The following is a 16,552-nucleotide window of genomic DNA, read 5'->3' as shown; positions in this document are numbered from 1 at the left end:
TCTGCGTTACTTTTGTGAATCTCTTTGTAAAAACAAAATTATGCTTACTAAAAGAATTATCCCTTGTCTAGATATAAAAAACGGACGTACCGTCAAAGGTGTAAATTTTGTAGATTTGCGTGACGCCGGCGATCCCGTAGAATTAGCCAAAATATATTCGGATGAAGGTGCTGATGAATTGGTTTTTTTGGATATTTCGGCAACGGAAGAAAGAAGAAAAACCTTAGTTGATTTGGTACGTAAAGTCGCTTCAACTATTAATATTCCGTTTACTGTTGGTGGTGGAATTTCATCTGTAAAAGATGTGGAAGTTTTGTTGCAAAACGGGGCTGATAAAGTTTCCATTAATTCATCAGCAGTCAAAAACCCGCAGTTGATTAATGATCTGGCACAGAAATTTGGAAGCCAATGTGTAGTTGTTGCGATTGATGCTAAACAAATCGATGGACAATGGATTGTTCATTTGGTGGGCGGAAAAGTACCTACCGAATTGAATTTATTTGATTGGGCAAAGGAGGTCGAAGAACGTGGAGCAGGCGAGATCTTATTCACATCAATGGATAATGACGGAACTAAAAACGGATTTGCTAATGAAGCTTTGGCTAGACTTTCGGAATTAGTAAATATTCCCATAATTGCTTCCGGTGGTGCGGGAAACATACAGCATTTTGTAGATACTTTTTTAGATGGAAAAGCAGATGCAGCATTGGCCGCGAGCGTATTTCATTTTAAAGAAATTGAAATCAAGACATTAAAAATAGCCCTTAAAAATAACAATATCGAAGTACGTATTTAAGTAATAAGTTTTAAGTATGAATTATTAAGGTTAAACTACTTAATATTTTACAACTTAGTACTTACGACTTAATATTTACGACTTAATACTTAAAAAATATGAACATAGATTTCTCAAAAAATACAGACGGATTAATACCAGCCATCATTCAGGACAGCGAAACCAAAACGGTTTTGATGTTGGGTTTCATGAATGCTGAAGCATATCAAAAAACGGTTGATACTAAAAAAGTAACTTTTTATAGTCGCACCAAACAAAGACTTTGGACAAAAGGCGAGGAAAGCGGCAACTTTTTGAATCTGATTGACATTAAAAACGACTGCGATAATGATACGTTGTTGATTCAGGTTAAACCAGAAGGGCCAACATGTCACAAAGGAACTGATACGTGCTGGAATGGCGAAAATAAAGGAAAATATGGTTTTATTTCAGATTTAGAAGATACCATCCAACTTCGAAGAGAAAATGCGGATTCTGAAAAAAGTTACGTGGCTTCCTTATTTAAATTAGGCATGAACAAAATTGCCCAAAAAGTAGGCGAGGAAGCGATAGAAGTCGTAATCGAGGCAAAAGATGACAACGACGATTTATTCTTGGGCGAAAGTGCCGATTTACTTTTTCACTATCTTATCTTGCTGCAAGCCAAAGGTTTCAAACTAGATGATGTTGTTGAAGTTTTGAAAAGCCGCCAAAAGAAAAATTAGTATATTTAAATTTCATTTATAAAAACCCAATAGCAAAATTGATTCGCTATTGGGTTTCCTTTTTTCTTTTATTTCCAAATGCAATCCACTATATTTACTATTATTAAAAAAAAAATTAAAGTAGCGCATGCAAGTAATGAATTCAGATAATACCACATTTAACCCTGATTTAAACAATTCCACAATAAATACCGGACTGCATATAATAATGACTACTGATGAAGATGATGCGCGACCGGTTTATATTTCTGGAAATTTTAATAATTGGCGCACACAGGACAAAGATTTTCTGATGGAGAAAATAGGAAACAGTTCGTATCATTATAAATTTTCGCACGATTTTGATTACCCAGCTGAGCTTTTATATAAATTTTCAAAAGGGGATTGGAGTGAAGTAGAGATTGACAGCCATGGAAATCGAACCGAAAATCGCTCCACAATAGCGCATACCGGAATTCAAAACGAACACGTTGCGAGATGGAGAAGAAACTGGCTTCCCTTTAAACAATCTTTTTTGCCACAAGTACAGTTGATATCTGATGAATTTGAGATTCCGCAACTCAACAAAACCAGAAAAATTTGGGCACTTTTACCACATGATTATGACAATTCAAGTGAAAGTTATCCGGTGATGTATTTACAGGATGCCCAAAATTTATTCAATGAAACTGCTGAATTTGGCAATTGGGAAATTGATAAGAAATTGGCAGTTATGTCCGAGTATAAAATTGGAAAAATTATAATAATTGCAATAGAACACGCCGAAGAAGATCGCATAAAAGAATACAATGTTGGGAAAACAGTTTTGGGAAAAGGGCAAGGCAAGAAATACATTCGCTTTGTAACGGACACATTAAAACCCTATGTAGACAGTCATTTTAGAACCAAAAAAGAACGAGAATTCACAGGAATTGGAGGAAGCTCGATGGGTGGATTAGTGAGCATTTTTAGTGGGTTGAGAAATCCTGAAGTGTATGGAAAATTAATGATTTTTTCCCCGTCATTGTGGGTTGTTCCCGAATTAAAAATTGACCCAAAGAAAGCGAATACTGCTGATACCAAAGTGTATTTATATGCTGGCGGTGATGAAAGTAAAACCATGATTGAGCATGTAAATAAGTTTCAGAATGATTTGATTTCAAGTGAATTTGTGAAAGAAAACTCGAACATTAATTTAAGTATAAACAGGCAAGGAAAACATAGTGAAACCTATTGGAGTGATGAATTTCCTAAAGCCATTGAATGGTTATTTTTTAATACAAAAAATCCGTAGAGAAGTGATTTATTGAATATAAAACAAAAAAAGTATCAGGCAATGCTATTGCATTTAATCAGTTAGCTATAAAAAAACAAGAAAATGACAACAACGACAATTACAAATTCAGATAATTTTTCAGGCACAATTTTGATTCCAGTTTTTGAAACCTACTCAAAAAGTATTGTTCCCATTACATTCAATGGTTTGGAAATTTCTTCTAAAGTTTTTTATGGAAAAAAAGATTCTCACTATTTAGCTGAAGAAAATGATAATACATATCTCTTCATTGGATTAGGAAAAACTATAGATTATAAATCTTTGAAAACTACTTTTCGCCGCATTTCATCGAAACAAAAAGATAATTTCAGTTCGAATGTAGCTTTAGTTATACCGCAGGAATTCGTAGAAAACCAGATTGAAGCTATGGTTTCAGGTTTGCTTTTGGGTACTTATGATTTAGGTCATTTTAAATTAGACAAAAAAACACATCCATTTATAGAACCCGATTTTAATTTGAGTTTGATTTCAGAAAAAGATCATTTGGCTGCAGCCAAAAAAGGAATTAAAATTGCCAAAGCACAATTAGCAACCTACAGCTTAGTCGATTTGCCGCCTAATACTGTTAATCCAAAATATTTAGCAAAATGGGCTAAAGAAACAGGAGATCAATATGGTTTTGAAGTTGAAGTTCTGGGCTACGATGCTTCAAAAATAGTTGGATTGGGTGCTTTTTTAGCGGTTGGAAAAGGAAGTGAAAATGAGCCTCAGTTCATTATCATGAATTACACTCCTAAACAAGAAGTCCCACATCTAAAACATGTTGGATTGGTAGGAAAAGGAATCACTTTTGATACTGGAGGATTGAATATCAAAACGGCAGGAATGCTTCACATGAAGTGTGATATGGCTGGTGGCGGCGCTGTTTTTGGTGCGATGCAACTAATTGCTGATTTGCAATTACCTGTAAAAGTAACCGCAATTGTACCTTGTGCCGAAAATGCTGTGGACGCAAAATCATTTTTGCCAAGTGATGTAATTCACAGTTACAGCGGACATTCTATAGAAATAATCGATACAGATGCTGAAGGCCGACTAGTTTTAGCTGATGGATTGTCCTATTTGATTAAAAATTTCGAACCGGAATACATTGTTGATATTGCTACATTGACGGGAAGCAGCGTGGCTACTCTTGGTTTTGAATGCGGTGCTTTGTTTACCAATAACGAAGAAATGGCTAAGAAACTACAAGAAAACGGAGATGCAATTGGAGAGCGTTTATGGCCATTACCGCTTTGGGATGTATATAAATCCGATATAGAAAGTGATATTGCCGATGTTAAGAATTTTAGTGGAAAAGCGGTTGCTGGAGCCATAAGTGCGGCTAAATTTTTAGAATATTTTACGCAAGAACATAAAGCTTGGGCACATTTGGATGTGGCTGGAGTAGCATTTGGCGATGATGAATTTGCTAAAAGTAAGCATGCAACAGCATTTGGTGTCCATTTATTAACTAAATTCATTGAAAATTTATAATCTATGGAAAATTCTAAAACGTTTCTTTGTATTTCAAATTATTTCAAAGGGTCCGATTTTTTAATTAATTTAAAAAAGTCAGGCAACAAAGTCTATTTAGTGACGAGCGAAAAACTGAGGGATAAACCATGGCCACATCAATATATTGATGAGATTTTTTATATGGAAGGGCAGGATGTCGATTGGAATTTAGAACATCTGTTGTTAGGTGTTGGTAATTTTATGAAGTCAACAAAAATTGATGCCATTGTAGCTTTGGACGATTATGATGTTGAAAAAGCTACGTATCTCAGGGAAAATCTTCGTATTGATGGAATGGGACAAACTACGGGACGTTATTTTAGAGATAAACTGGCCATGCGAATGAGAGCTAAAAGTTGTGGAATTCCTATTCCGGCTTTTTGTTCGTTATTTAATGATCATGACATCAACACTTTTGCGGATACAATTCCGGCTCCATGGGTTCTGAAACCACGCTCTGAAGCATCGGCATCCGGGATTATAAAAGTGTTTGATAAAGAGAGTTTGTGGATTCATATCAATGAAATGGGGAATAACAGATTCAAATATTTAATCGAACAATTTAAACCAGGCGATGTATATCATTGCGATAGTTTGATTTCGGAAAGTAAAGTAATCTTTAGTTTAACATCAAAATATTTGGCAACACCAATGGAAATTTCACAAGGAGGCGGTGTTTTCCGCTCTGCTAATGTCAAATACAATTCTGATGATGACAAAGCGATAAAAAAACTAAATGAGCAAGTGATGAAAGGCTTTGGCTTGAAACATGGTGCTGCGCATACGGAGTTTATAAAAAGTAATGATGATGGTCAGATTTACTTTTTGGAAACATCCTCAAGAGTAGGAGGAGCGCATTTGGCCGAAATGGTTGCTGAAGCTTCCAATATCAATTTATGGAAAGAATGGGCAGCAATTGAAAATGGATTGGTCAAAGAATCTAAATACATGTTACCAAAAGTAAAAAAAGGATATGCAGGTATCGTTTTGACATTGTCAAAATTCCAACATCCTAATTTAGCATCGTTTTCAGATCCGGAAGTTTGTTTTAAAGTTCCACTAGAATATCATGCGGGTCTTATTGTCAAATCAGATAAACAAGAAAGAGTTTTAGAATTGCTAGAGGATTATGGGAATCGTTTAGCAAATGATTTTACCGCTGTAGTTGAACAAAGTAAAGTGACAAACCTTCATTAATTTTTGGTTTAAAATCTATAAGAAAAGCGACTATTTCCATAAGAATAGTCGCTTTTTTATTAAACTTTACTTAAAGTTGAACTGAACTGATTTTTATATCTTCGTAGCAAATTTAGAATTTAGAAATATTTTATAAAAATACCACATGAAAAAAATACTTTTTATTTTTGGTTTTTTTGCCTTTATTGGTTGCAAAACGCAGGATACAAAATCCACTATTATAACTGAAAAACCGTTTCAAAATACTTTCTTAACGGTTGCTTTCGGTTCATGCGACGACCAGAAAATTAAGAATGAACTTTGGTCAGCGATAGATGAAAATCATCCGTCCGTTTGGATTTGGGGCGGTGATAATGTCTATTCGGATACTGAGGATATGCAGGTTCTTAAAAAAAATTATGAAATTCAGAAACAGGATGCTGATTATCTCAAATTTATAAAAAACAAAATCGTTCTTGGAACTTGGGACGATCACGATTTTGGTGCAAATGACGGCGGAGAAGAATATCCTTTTAAAAGAGAAAGTCAACAGCTTTTGTTGGATTTTTTAGGCACTCCAAAAAGTGATCCTGAGCGAAAAAGAGATGGCGTTTATACTGCCAAAACTATTGCAGTAAATGGAAATAAAGTCAAAATAATTGTATTGGATTCCCGTTTTTTTAGAACTAAATTGACAAAAGCCACCGATTCTAAAAAACGTTTTGAACCCAATAAATACGGTGAAGGAACGGTGTTAGGAAATGCACAATGGAAATGGTTGGAAAAAGAACTTCAAACTTCTGATGCACAATTTAATGTAATTGTCAGCAGTATTCAATTTCTTTCCGATAAACACGGTTTTGAAGCTTGGGGGAATTTTCCTCATGAGATAGAAAAATTGGAGCAATTGATTGTTTCTACCAAAGCTAAAGGTACTTTTATAATTTCCGGCGACCGCCATATTGCTACATTTTCTTCTAAAAAGGTAATTGGTTTGTCGTATCCTTTAATTGATTTTACTTCAAGCGGATTAACGCATACCTACGCTTCTTTTTCAGGTGAAGAAAATCCTTATATGAAAGGAGAAGTTATCAAAGATATTAATTTTGGGTTGTTGAAGTTTGATTTTGAAAACAACAAGGTAATCATGCAAATTAGAGGAAAAGATAATAAGCTGTTGCAAGAATATGCCCAAATTTATCCAGGAAAATAAATTTCAGGAAGTTTATTTCTAAAATTTTAAAGTTTATTTTTGTCCAAAGTAAATTCACTATGAAAAAACAATTCTGTCTTATTTTTATCTCTTTTGTTATTTTTAATGGAACAAAAGCACAAGGACTTTTAGAAAAAAAAGAGGAAATATTCACCAGACAAGATACTTTGCGTGGCAGCGTCACTAAAGAAAGAGCGTGGTGGGACGTAAAAAACTACCATCTTGATATAAAGGTAAATACTGCAGACAGCACTATTTCAGGTTCCAACACTATAAAATATCAAGTTCTTCAGGAATACAAGACTATGCAAATTGATTTGCAAAATCCAATGCAAATTTATAAAGTCATTCAAGATGGTACGACTTTAAAATACAGCAGAGAAGGAAATGCTTTCTTTATCGAACTAATTGCTCCTCAAACCAAAGGTGCTGTAAAAGAACTGACAGTTTTTTACGTAGGTAAACCAAAAGTTGCAGTAAATCCGCCTTGGGACGGAGGAATTACTTGGAAGAAAGACAATAACGGTAACCCTTTTATTGCATCCTCCTGTCAAGGATTGGGAGCTAGTGTTTGGTGGCCGAACAAAGATCACATGTATGACGAAGTGGAAAATATGTTGATTAGTGTCAATGTTCCAAAAAATTTGACTAATGTTTCTAATGGACGTTTGCTAAGTGTCAAGCAATTAAAGGATGGAACTAAAACCTACAATTGGTATGTTTCTAATCCAATTAATAATTATGGAGTAAACATAAACATAGGCGATTATGTTTCGTTTTCAGAAAAGTATAAAGGAGAAAAAGGAGATTTAGATTGTACCTATTACGTTTTACGAGACAATTTGGCGAAAGCCAAAAAACAATTTCAGGATGTCCCAAAGATGTTGAAAGCTTTTGAACACTGGTTTGGACCATATCCATTTTATGAAGACAGTTATAAATTAGTTGAAGCTCCGTATTTAGGAATGGAACATCAAAGTTCAGTTACATACGGAAATAAATTTCAAAACGGATATTTAGGACGCGATTTGAGTGGTACGGGTTGGGGATTAAAATTTGATTTTATCATTATCCATGAATCTGGACATGAATGGTTTGCTAATAATATCACGTACAAAGATATTGCTGACATGTGGATTCATGAGAGTTTTACCAACTATTCTGAAAGTCTTTTTGTAGAATATTACTATGGAAAAGACGCTGGATTCGAGTATGTTAGAGGAACCAGAAAAGGAATAAAAAATGACAAACCAATTATAGGAAACTATGATGTTAACAATGAAGGTTCAGGGGACATGTATCCTAAGGGCGCGAATATGTTGCATACTCTTCGCCAAATTGTAAATGATGATGAAAAATGGAGAGGAATATTAAGAGGCTTGAACAGTACGTTTTATCATCAAACGGTAACGACTAAACAAATTGAAGATTGTTTAAGTCAGCAAGTTGGAATCGATTTGTCTACCGTTTTTAATCAGTATTTAAGAGATACCCGAATTCCTACCTTAGAATATTTTTTCAATGACAATCAGTTTGGATATCGATGGACGAATTGTGTTGCTGGATTTAATATGCCTGTGAAAGTAACGCTGAATGGGAAAGAAGAATTGCTGCAACCAAAGACAGAATGGAAAAATGTTCCAGCAAATACTGAAAATTCAAAACTGGAAATAGATAAAAACTTTTATGTAGCCAGTTTTAATATTACGGAGTAAGTTTAAGAATAAATTATAAAAAAAGGGATACAATAAGTATCCCTTTTTTTATTCAATTTTTCTAAAAATATTTAGATTAAATTTTTCTTAATGTAATTAAAACTTGTTGTAGCAGATTCTATTGGATTTGGTTTATAGTTGGATTCGTGCTCCAAAAAGAAACGTTTCATTCCAGATAGTTTAGCTTCTGCAAAAATCGATTTGAAATCAATAGTTCCCGTTCCTATTTCAGCATTCCAATCTGGATTTACTTTATCCATATCTTTTACGTGCCACATTGTGAAACGTCCTGGATATTTTTTGAATAATTGTAATGGATCATTTCCAGAACGAACTACCCAATATAAATCCAATTCAAAATCAACTAAATTTTTATCCGTTTCATTTAATAAAATCTCATATCCATTGGTTGAACCAAATTTTGTAAATTCAAAATCATGATTGTGATATGCTAATTTTAAGCCACCAGCTTTACAAAGTTCACCCACTTTATTGATTTGTACTGCTAATTTTTTATAGGCATCTCCAGTAGTTCCTCTCAATTCGGAAACTATATAAGGTACTGTTACATACTCGCTACCTAATAAATTTGCCGTTTCTATGTAATTTTGAACTAAATCTGTCGAGCCGTCTTTAATCATCGAATTAAAATCATAATGATTACTTGTGGCTTTTAAATCATTATCATCCAACATCATTTTAAAATCACGAACTGAGGTTCCAAAAAAACCTTTGTCGGCTGAGTAACCAAAAGTTTCTACTTCACAAAATCCAGCTTTACCAACTTGGGACAAAACTCCTTTGACATCTTTTGGTAATGTATCGCGTAGCGTCCATAACTGAATTCCGATAGCTCTCTTTTTTGATTCAAAAGCAAATGTAGGAGCAAGGGCCAAAGCACCTAATGCTAAACCAGTATTAATTAAAAATTCTCTTCTTTTTATCATGAGTTATTTTTTAAATTAGTTAGATATCACAAATAGTAATAGCTTGTTTCAGTGAAGCTAGTTTGTCTGGATTTTTGGGAATGAATTCTTGCCCAACAAATCCTTTAAAACCAGTTTTTGCAATTGCTTTCATAATTGCAGCATAATTTAATTCTTGTGTGTCATCAATTTCATTTCGTCCTGGAACACCTGCAGTATGAAAATGTGCAATATATTGATGATTTCCTCTAATATTTCTAATTACATCACCTTCATCAATTTGCATGTGGTAGATATCATATAGCAGTTTGAAATTTTCAGAATTCAAACGTTTTGCTAATGCTACTCCCCATGATGTTCGGTCACATTGATAATCCTTATGATCAATTTTGCTGTTTAAGAGTTCCATTACTAAAACCACATTGTGCTTTTCAGCCAGTGGAAGCAGTTTCTGTAAACCAATAACGCAATTATTCCAACCTTCCTCATCCGTTTTTCCTCTTCTGCTTCCGCTAAAGCAAATCAGATTTTTATAACCGGCTTTTGCCACGAGCGGAATCATTTCGGTATAATTTTTTATAAGCGTTTCGTGAAATTTAAGATCATTAAAACCATCCACTAAATTAATTTCTGCACCGTTACACATTGTTGAAACTAAATCATATTTTTTTAATGTGGGCCATGATGCAGGACCTACTAAATCAATACCGGTTATTCCAATTTTCTTAGCTTCAATGCAAAGTGTATCCAAGTCAAGATTGTCAAAACACCAGCGAGAAACGGAGTGATTTATATTTCCTTTCAACATACCTAATTGTTCTTCTGTATTATTCATTGGCATAGCCAAAGCAGAAAATCCAGAAGGAATTCCCATAGCGGCTGTTCCGGCTAATATCCCTTTTATGGCGGATCTTCTATTTAAATTAGTGCTCATTTTTATTTATTTATATAGCAGAAGAAGTTTCTTCTACTTTGTTTTTTTCATTGAATAAAAGTGCAAAAAGTAGGAAGACAACTATAGCAATACCAGCAGGAATAATCCACACCATTTGCCAATTTACAGCACCATCAGCCATTTTGTAATTATCAGTTATCCAGCCTGCAACAGCAAAACCAATTAACATTCCAACTCCATAAGTAGCCAATGTGATTAAACCCTGAGCAGCACTTTTATATTTTTCTCCTGCTTTTGAATTGGTATAGATTTGACCAGAAACAAAAAAGAAATCATAACAAATACCGTGTAATGCAATACCTATAATAAGCATGAAGCTTAAATCATCTCCATTTCCATAAGCAAATAAAACATAACGAATTGCCCATGCTAACATTCCTACCAAGATGGTTTTCTTGAAACCAAAACGGGTAAAAAACACAGGAATCAATAATAAAAATAGTGCTTCAGATATTTGACCAATGGCCATTTTTCCTGTAGGATTTTCAACTCCTGCTTCCGTTAAAAAGAGATTCGCATTTTGATAATAAAAAGCAAGAGGAATACAAATTAGAATTGAAGAAACAAAAAAGATAGCGAAGTTTTTATCTTTCAATAATTTCAAAGCATCAAGACCTATAATATCTCCGATTTTTATTTTTTCATCACTTACTTTTGGTGGTGTTTTTGGTAATGAAAAGCTAAATAAACCTAATAATAATGCAGCAATACCAGCTAGTAAAAAGGTATTTTTAAGTAAACCTGAACTTATTCCTTCAGTAGAATCCCAATGAAAGAAATAACTGATAGATAAACCTGCAATAATCCAACCAATAGTTCCCCAAACTCTAATATTTGCGAACTCTTTCTCGGGATCTTTCATTTGATTAAAAGAAACTGAATTTACTAAAGCCAATGTTGGCATGTATAAAATCATATAGCTCAAAACGTAGGTATAGAACATTCCAACCTCTTCAGACTGATACATTTGATACATTAAAAATGCTCCGATAAGATGAAGTATTCCTAAAATTTTCTCAGCATTAAAATAACGGTCAGCGATTAATCCAATAATAAAAGGTGCGATAATGGCGCCCCATGATTGTGTAGAAAAAATTGCAGCAGTTTCTGATCCAGAAGCTTTTAGATTATTCCCCAGAAACGTACCAAGGGTTACAAACCATGCTCCCCAGATAAAAAATTCAAGGAACATCATTATGGATAATTTAACTCGGATTGTGCTATTCATTATTTTTTATTTTGGTTTTGGTTATTTTTTTAATTTTCAGATATTAATTACATTCCGGCTTCGCATCCGGTTGTAATTTTCATGGTATTCCATTCTTTTATCATGATATTTCTGAACCATACATTATCTCCATGATCTTGTAGTGCAATTTTTCCTTTTTTGAATGCTGCAAAACCAGGCCAAGAAGCGAATTTACTTCCTGCTACAATAGTTTTAAAATTATCATCCCAAAGTGTTGTTTCAACTACTTTTACACCATTCAATAACATCGTTAGTTTTCCGAATTTACAAACAATATCAACAGAATTCCATTCTCCAACAGGTTTTACGGGTTCTGATGTACTTTTGATTAAATCATATAAATCACCAGCTCTGTGTTTTTCAATTTTAGCATCTGGATGGCCATTGTTATCCAATACTTGCATTTCTAAACCAGTTTCATAGGTGTTTTTGAATTTTGTCAAATCCTCATTTACATAAAAAATGATACCACTATTGGCACTAGCTGCAACTTTCCATTCTAATTTCAAATGAAAATTCTCGTATTCTACATCAGTTACCAAATCGCCTCCTTGTCCATTTTGTGCAGCAGTAGGATCAAAATGCAAGGTGCCTTCCTCAACTTTCCAACCAGAACCAACTGTTTTTTTTCCGTAACTGTGCCATCCGGCTGTTGATTGTCCATCAAATATTGATTTAAATCCTTTTGGTACGGGCGCTTGTTGCGCATTTGCAGTTTGAATCAATATCATAACAATTAATGAAGTACAAATATTTTTAATCATTTTTAAATTTTTGAATTAATAATTAATCTTGCTTAAAGAGTTAAAGCTTTCCAACCTTGACGATAATCACGTTTTACAAATTGATTAACTTCATCAAAATTGGTAATTTTCATAGCATCATTATCCCATAGTAATTTTGCAGAACGTCCTGGATACACTTCTTCTCCAAGCTCTTCTCGCATGACATCGTAACCTCTTATTGCAAGATTTGCCATCAACAAAGCTTCAGTTAATGGTCCGGCAATTTCAAAAGGAGAACTTAATTCTTTTTTCCCGTAACCTGCAATTGCGGCTTCTACCCATTGTCTGTAATGACCTTCGGAACCATCAATTACTCTGCTATATTTTTGAGCAACTTTGAGATTTTCATTTTTGCTAAGAGGAAGTAAACGAGGATTTAAACCATACGTATCACACATCATTTTTCCTTTAGTTCCAGTGAATAATGTTCCATTTCCACCATCGCCAAAAATTTCATTAGGTCCTAATTCAGAAGGTCTTTCAGGTTGAATTCCTCCATCCATCCAGTGAACTGCTATGTCACCGTTTGTTTTCTCCGTTTTTGGAAAAGTTAAGGTTACGTGACTTGAAGGGGGACAACTCTCGTGGAAATATCCCCTTTTAAATTCATCTACATAAACAGAACCTACGCTACATTGAACATCTTTCGCATATTTTAAGTTCAATACACTAAAAGGCGCTTCTAACAAATGGCAACCCATGTCTCCTAATGCACCAGTACCATAATCCCACCAACCGCGCCAGTTGAATGGTACTAATTTATTTACGTATTCTTTGTAAGGAGCCGTTCCTAGCCATAAATCCCAATCTAATTCTTTTGGAATATCCGCTTTATTGGCTGACCAAGGAATACCTTGCGGCCAAACCGGACGGTCCGTCCAAGCATGAATAGTGTGAACATCTCCAATTAAACCCGCTTCATACCATTCTTTCATTATTCTGGTACCATCATTTGAGGCACCTTGATTTCCCATTTGGGTTACCACTTTATATTTTTTGGCAGCTTGAGTCAAAATACGCGCTTCGTACATATCATGTGCCATAGGTTTTTGAACATAAACATGTTTCCCTAATTGCATTGCGGCTAGCGCTTGTATAGCATGATTATGATCTGGAGTAGAAACAGAAACGGCATCGAAATTTTTATGTTCTTTATCTAACATTTCGCGCCAATCCTTATAAAATTTTGCTTTAGGGAAAGCATTTACACTTGCAGCGGCTCTTCTGGTATCAACATCGCATAAAAATGAAATGTCAGCTTTTCCACTGCTTGCAAACATAGCAATATCAGATTTTCCTTTTCCACCAACACCAATACTTGCTATTGATAAACGATCACTTGGTGCAACAAATCCTCGACCCAAAACATGGCGAGGGACAATCATAAAAGCTGCTGCTGCTATTGCAGTTGTTTTTATAAAATCACGACGGTTATTTATGATTTTATTTTCGTCTTCTTTTTGTTTCATTTATTTTTATTACGGTTAGTTAATAGAAATGAAAATTATTTGAGAATTGGTCTGTTTTAAATAATCTACAGTGAGTTTGAATTTGCAAATACCTGTACTATTATTTTTTCAGCGATAAAATATACTTTGCCATAGAAGTTGCATCATTCTTTTTCAAAGATGCATGCGCTGACATAGGAATTGTTCCCCAAACACCGGAGCCTCCTTTTATAATTTTACCTGATAAATAAGCAACATTTTTATCAGTAGCTGGATATTTTTTTGCAATATCTAAATAGGAGGGACCTATTAGTTTTTTGTCTAATTTATGACATCCAATACAATCCGATTTAGCAATTAGTTTTTCACCATCTGATACTTGAAAAACAGTATTTGTTCTTTTGCTCGCAGTAGTATATTTTGTATCTAAAGTATCATTAGAAAATGAGGTTAAGCCAATTAAAGCAACCCCAAAAAGCAAATATTTTAATTTCATTTTCATTTCAATTTAATTTTTATAATCCTAAGTTTTTTCTATTAAAAGCCTTATTTGTTTCCACAGCAGCAAAATCGTCAAATGCTTTGTCGGTTACTTTTATAATATGCTTTTTTATAAATTCGGCACCTTCTCGCGCACCATCTTCTTGGTTTTTAATGCAACATTCCCATTCCATAACTGCCCAACCTTTGAAATCATATTGTGCCAATTTGCTGAAAATAGTTTTAAAATCAATTTGGCCATCTCCAGGAGAACGATAACGCCCCGCACGGTTTACCCAACTTTGATATCCGCCAAAAGTTCCTTGCTTTCCGGTAGGGTTAAACTCGGCATCTTTTACATGAAAGGCTTTGATTCTTTCATGATAAAAATCAATGTATTGAATATAATCCAACTGCTGTAATACAAAATGTGAAGGATCATAAAGCAAACAGGCTCTAGAATGATTGTTTACTGCCTTCAAAAACATTTCATAGGTTTCGCCATCAAATAAATCTTCTCCGGGATGAATTTCATAACAAAGGTCAACACCATTTTGATCGAATTCATTTAAAATGGGCAACCATCTTTTAGCCAATTCAGCAAAACCGTCTTCCACTAAACCCGGAGGTCTTTGTGGCCAAGGGTGAAAATATTGCCAAAGTAATGAACCACTAAAAGTTGCGTGTGCATTTAATCCTAAATTTTGGGATGCTTTTGCGGCATATTTTAACTGTTGAACAGCCCATTCTTGTCTAGCTTTAGGATTTCCATGAACATTCACGGGAGCAAAAGCGTCAAAAAAATCATCGTAAGCAGGATGAACAGCTACTAACTGACCTTGTAAATGCGTTGATAATTCCGTGATTTCTAGTCCGTAAGAAGCAATTGTACCTTTAAGTTCCTCTGCGTAGGTTTTACTTTCTGCTGCTTTTTGCAAATCAATGAATCGAGTATCTAATGTTGGCATTTGAATACCTTTAAAACCCAAATCAGCTGCCCACTTACAAATTCCGTCTAAGGAATTAAAAGGAGCTTCATCACTAATAAACTGCGCTAAAAATACTGCAGGACCTTGTATTGTTGTCATATTATATTTTGTCTAAAACTTTTATGAATTCCTAATTTATTATAAAACGTAAGGAGTCCATTTTTTATCCGATTGTGATGATGCAACTACATTATCTATAAATGCCATTCCTCTTACTCCATCTTCTACAGAAGGGAAGTCTAACATTTCAGGAGTAGGTTCTGTCCCATCTAATTTACAGCCTAGTGTTAAAGCAAAGTTGCGATAAATATTAGCAAATGCTTCTAAATAACCTTCTGGATGTCCGCCGGGCGTGCGACAATTATGAGTTGCAAAAGATGATAAATAGCTATAATTAGATCCAGCTCTTAAAATTTGAGCTGGTTCATTTAACCATCTCACCATTAAAGTATTTGGATCATGTTGAAACCACTCGATTCCACCTTTTTCACCATAAACTCTAATTTTCAAAGCATTTTCTTCCCCAGCTGCAACTTGTGATGCGATTAAAACTCCTTTAGCACCATTGTCAAATTTTAATAACACAGCGCCATCATCATCCATCAAGCGACCTTCAACTAAGGTGTTTAATTCCGCACAAACATCGGTAATTTTAGCACCAGTAATATATTCAGCTAAATGTGAGGCATGAGTTCCAATATCGCCCATTACAGAACTTTTCCCAGATTTTTTAGGATCCGTTCTCCAAGCTGCTTGCGCGTTTCCTTCTCTTTCTGAAAGTGTGCTCAGCCAACCTTGAGGATATTCAACTAAAACTTTTCTAATCTTACCTAGTTTCCCTTCTCGAACCATTGCTTTCGCCTGTTTAACCATTGGATAACCGGAGTAGGTATGCGTTAGACACAGAATTAGTCCTGTTTCTTCCACTTTTTGTTTCAATAGTTTTGCTTCCTCCAATGAAAAAGTCATTGGTTTTTCTATAACTACATTAAAACCATGTTCTAAAGCCATCATTGCAGGTGCAAAATGTGCAAAATTTGGAGTAACAATTGTGACAAAATCGATTTTTTCATCAGCTGGCAATGCCGCTTCTGCTTTAATCATTTCTTCATAAGTCAAATATATTCTTGATTCCGGAAGAAATAAGGCCTTTCCAGATGCAAGAGCAGTTTCTGGTTTTATGCTTAATGCACCACAACTTAATTCTATAAGTCCATCCATATTGGCGGCTAAGCGGTGGATTGCACCTATAAAGGCATCTTGACCACCACCAACCATTCCCATTCTTAATTTTCTCATAATGA

General features: G+C 34.5%; 15 protein-coding genes. 7 read left to right on the top strand and 8 right to left on the bottom strand.

Annotation, left to right across the window (positions count from 1 at the left end; all coding sequences use genetic code 11):
- Window positions 1–40: 40 nt before the first annotated feature.
- The 7 genes from hisF to DR871_RS08045 all read left to right on the top strand — a co-directional run bounded on the left by hisF (window position 41) and on the right by DR871_RS08045 (window position 8,416).
- On the top strand, window positions 41–796 hold the full coding sequence (hisF, locus tag DR871_RS08075) for an imidazole glycerol phosphate synthase subunit HisF (protein WP_113665753.1): 756 nt from the start codon (window positions 41–43) through the stop codon (window positions 794–796).
- Window positions 797–894: 98 nt separating this feature from the next.
- Window positions 895–1,500, top strand: coding sequence for a bifunctional phosphoribosyl-AMP cyclohydrolase/phosphoribosyl-ATP diphosphatase HisIE (hisIE, locus tag DR871_RS08070; protein ID WP_113665754.1), 606 nt, complete (start codon window positions 895–897; stop codon window positions 1,498–1,500).
- A 127-nt stretch (window positions 1,501–1,627) separates the two neighbouring features.
- Window positions 1,628–2,773, top strand: coding sequence for an alpha/beta hydrolase (locus tag DR871_RS08065; RefSeq protein ID WP_317125678.1), 1,146 nt, complete (start codon window positions 1,628–1,630; stop codon window positions 2,771–2,773).
- Between the two features lie 84 nt (window positions 2,774–2,857).
- On the top strand, window positions 2,858–4,291 hold the full coding sequence (locus DR871_RS08060; RefSeq protein WP_113665755.1) for a leucyl aminopeptidase family protein: 1,434 nt from the start codon (window positions 2,858–2,860) through the stop codon (window positions 4,289–4,291).
- A gap of 3 nt (window positions 4,292–4,294) precedes the next feature.
- Complete coding sequence (locus tag DR871_RS08055; protein WP_113665756.1) at window positions 4,295–5,509, top strand: ATP-grasp domain-containing protein; 1,215 nt, start codon at window positions 4,295–4,297, stop codon at window positions 5,507–5,509.
- A 145-nt stretch (window positions 5,510–5,654) separates the two neighbouring features.
- Entirely contained in the window at window positions 5,655–6,701 is a 1,047-nt protein-coding gene (locus tag DR871_RS08050; RefSeq protein WP_113665757.1) for an alkaline phosphatase D family protein, read from the top strand.
- Window positions 6,702–6,760: 59 nt separating this feature from the next.
- A complete protein-coding gene (locus DR871_RS08045; protein WP_113665758.1) occupies window positions 6,761–8,416 on the top strand; it encodes a M1 family metallopeptidase in 1,656 nt (551 codons plus the stop codon).
- Window positions 8,417–8,487: 71 nt separating this feature from the next.
- Here the strand turns inward: DR871_RS08045 and DR871_RS08040 are convergent, their stop codons facing one another.
- From DR871_RS08040 to DR871_RS08005, 8 genes are all read right to left on the bottom strand, one after another.
- Entirely contained in the window at window positions 8,488–9,363 is an 876-nt protein-coding gene (locus DR871_RS08040; RefSeq protein WP_113665759.1) for a sugar phosphate isomerase/epimerase family protein, read from the bottom strand.
- Window positions 9,364–9,382: 19 nt separating this feature from the next.
- Window positions 9,383–10,276: a hydroxypyruvate isomerase family protein gene (locus tag DR871_RS08035; RefSeq protein WP_113665760.1), complete on the bottom strand. Its 894-nt coding sequence runs from the start codon at window positions 10,274–10,276 to the stop codon at window positions 9,383–9,385.
- Between the two features lie 10 nt (window positions 10,277–10,286).
- Window positions 10,287–11,525 (bottom strand): nucleoside permease, encoded by a 1,239-nt coding sequence (locus tag DR871_RS08030; RefSeq protein WP_113665761.1) that lies wholly within the window; start codon window positions 11,523–11,525, stop codon window positions 10,287–10,289.
- Between the two features lie 47 nt (window positions 11,526–11,572).
- Complete coding sequence (locus DR871_RS08025) at window positions 11,573–12,310, bottom strand: 3-keto-disaccharide hydrolase (RefSeq protein ID WP_113665762.1); 738 nt, start codon at window positions 12,308–12,310, stop codon at window positions 11,573–11,575.
- Between the two features lie 32 nt (window positions 12,311–12,342).
- A complete protein-coding gene (locus DR871_RS08020; RefSeq protein ID WP_113665763.1) occupies window positions 12,343–13,800 on the bottom strand; it encodes a Gfo/Idh/MocA family protein in 1,458 nt (485 codons plus the stop codon).
- A gap of 100 nt (window positions 13,801–13,900) precedes the next feature.
- Window positions 13,901–14,281 carry a c-type cytochrome gene (locus tag DR871_RS08015; protein ID WP_242497087.1) on the bottom strand — a complete coding sequence of 127 codons (381 nt, stop codon included), beginning with the start codon at window positions 14,279–14,281 and terminating at the stop codon, window positions 13,901–13,903.
- Window positions 14,282–14,294: 13 nt separating this feature from the next.
- Complete coding sequence (locus DR871_RS08010) at window positions 14,295–15,347, bottom strand: sugar phosphate isomerase/epimerase family protein (protein WP_113665764.1); 1,053 nt, start codon at window positions 15,345–15,347, stop codon at window positions 14,295–14,297.
- A gap of 39 nt (window positions 15,348–15,386) precedes the next feature.
- The gene (locus DR871_RS08005) at window positions 15,387–16,547 is read right to left on the bottom strand and encodes a Gfo/Idh/MocA family protein (protein ID WP_242497086.1); all 1,161 of its coding nucleotides are present in this window, start codon (window positions 16,545–16,547) and stop codon (window positions 15,387–15,389) included.
- Between the last annotated feature and the right edge of the window lie 5 nt (window positions 16,548–16,552).

The sequence above is a fragment of the Flavobacterium petrolei genome (genome assembly GCF_003314435.2).
GTDB lineage: Bacteria > Bacteroidota > Bacteroidia > Flavobacteriales > Flavobacteriaceae > Flavobacterium > Flavobacterium petrolei.
This window is presented reverse-complemented; position numbering and strand designations above follow the sequence as displayed.

Coding starts and splice junctions, on each gene's coding strand:
- DR871_RS08050 (WP_113665757.1), top strand. CDS start 5,655: ATGAAAAAAATACTTTTTATTTTTGGTTTTTTTGCCTTTATTGGTTGC.
- DR871_RS08005 (WP_242497086.1), bottom strand. CDS start 16,547: ATGAGAAAATTAAGAATGGGAATGGTTGGTGGTGGTCAAGATGCCTTT.
- DR871_RS08025 (WP_113665762.1), bottom strand. CDS start 12,310: ATGATTAAAAATATTTGTACTTCATTAATTGTTATGATATTGATTCAA.
- DR871_RS08010 (WP_113665764.1), bottom strand. CDS start 15,347: ATGACAACAATACAAGGTCCTGCAGTATTTTTAGCGCAGTTTATTAGT.
- DR871_RS08065 (WP_317125678.1), top strand. CDS start 1,628: ATGCAAGTAATGAATTCAGATAATACCACATTTAACCCTGATTTAAAC.
- DR871_RS08030 (WP_113665761.1), bottom strand. CDS start 11,525: ATGAATAGCACAATCCGAGTTAAATTATCCATAATGATGTTCCTTGAA.
- DR871_RS08055 (WP_113665756.1), top strand. CDS start 4,295: ATGGAAAATTCTAAAACGTTTCTTTGTATTTCAAATTATTTCAAAGGG.
- DR871_RS08060 (WP_113665755.1), top strand. CDS start 2,858: ATGACAACAACGACAATTACAAATTCAGATAATTTTTCAGGCACAATT.
- DR871_RS08035 (WP_113665760.1), bottom strand. CDS start 10,276: ATGAGCACTAATTTAAATAGAAGATCCGCCATAAAAGGGATATTAGCC.
- hisF (WP_113665753.1), top strand. CDS start 41: ATGCTTACTAAAAGAATTATCCCTTGTCTAGATATAAAAAACGGACGT.
- DR871_RS08040 (WP_113665759.1), bottom strand. CDS start 9,363: ATGATAAAAAGAAGAGAATTTTTAATTAATACTGGTTTAGCATTAGGT.
- DR871_RS08045 (WP_113665758.1), top strand. CDS start 6,761: ATGAAAAAACAATTCTGTCTTATTTTTATCTCTTTTGTTATTTTTAAT.
- DR871_RS08015 (WP_242497087.1), bottom strand. CDS start 14,281: ATGAAAATGAAATTAAAATATTTGCTTTTTGGGGTTGCTTTAATTGGC.
- DR871_RS08020 (WP_113665763.1), bottom strand. CDS start 13,800: ATGAAACAAAAAGAAGACGAAAATAAAATCATAAATAACCGTCGTGAT.
- hisIE (WP_113665754.1), top strand. CDS start 895: ATGAACATAGATTTCTCAAAAAATACAGACGGATTAATACCAGCCATC.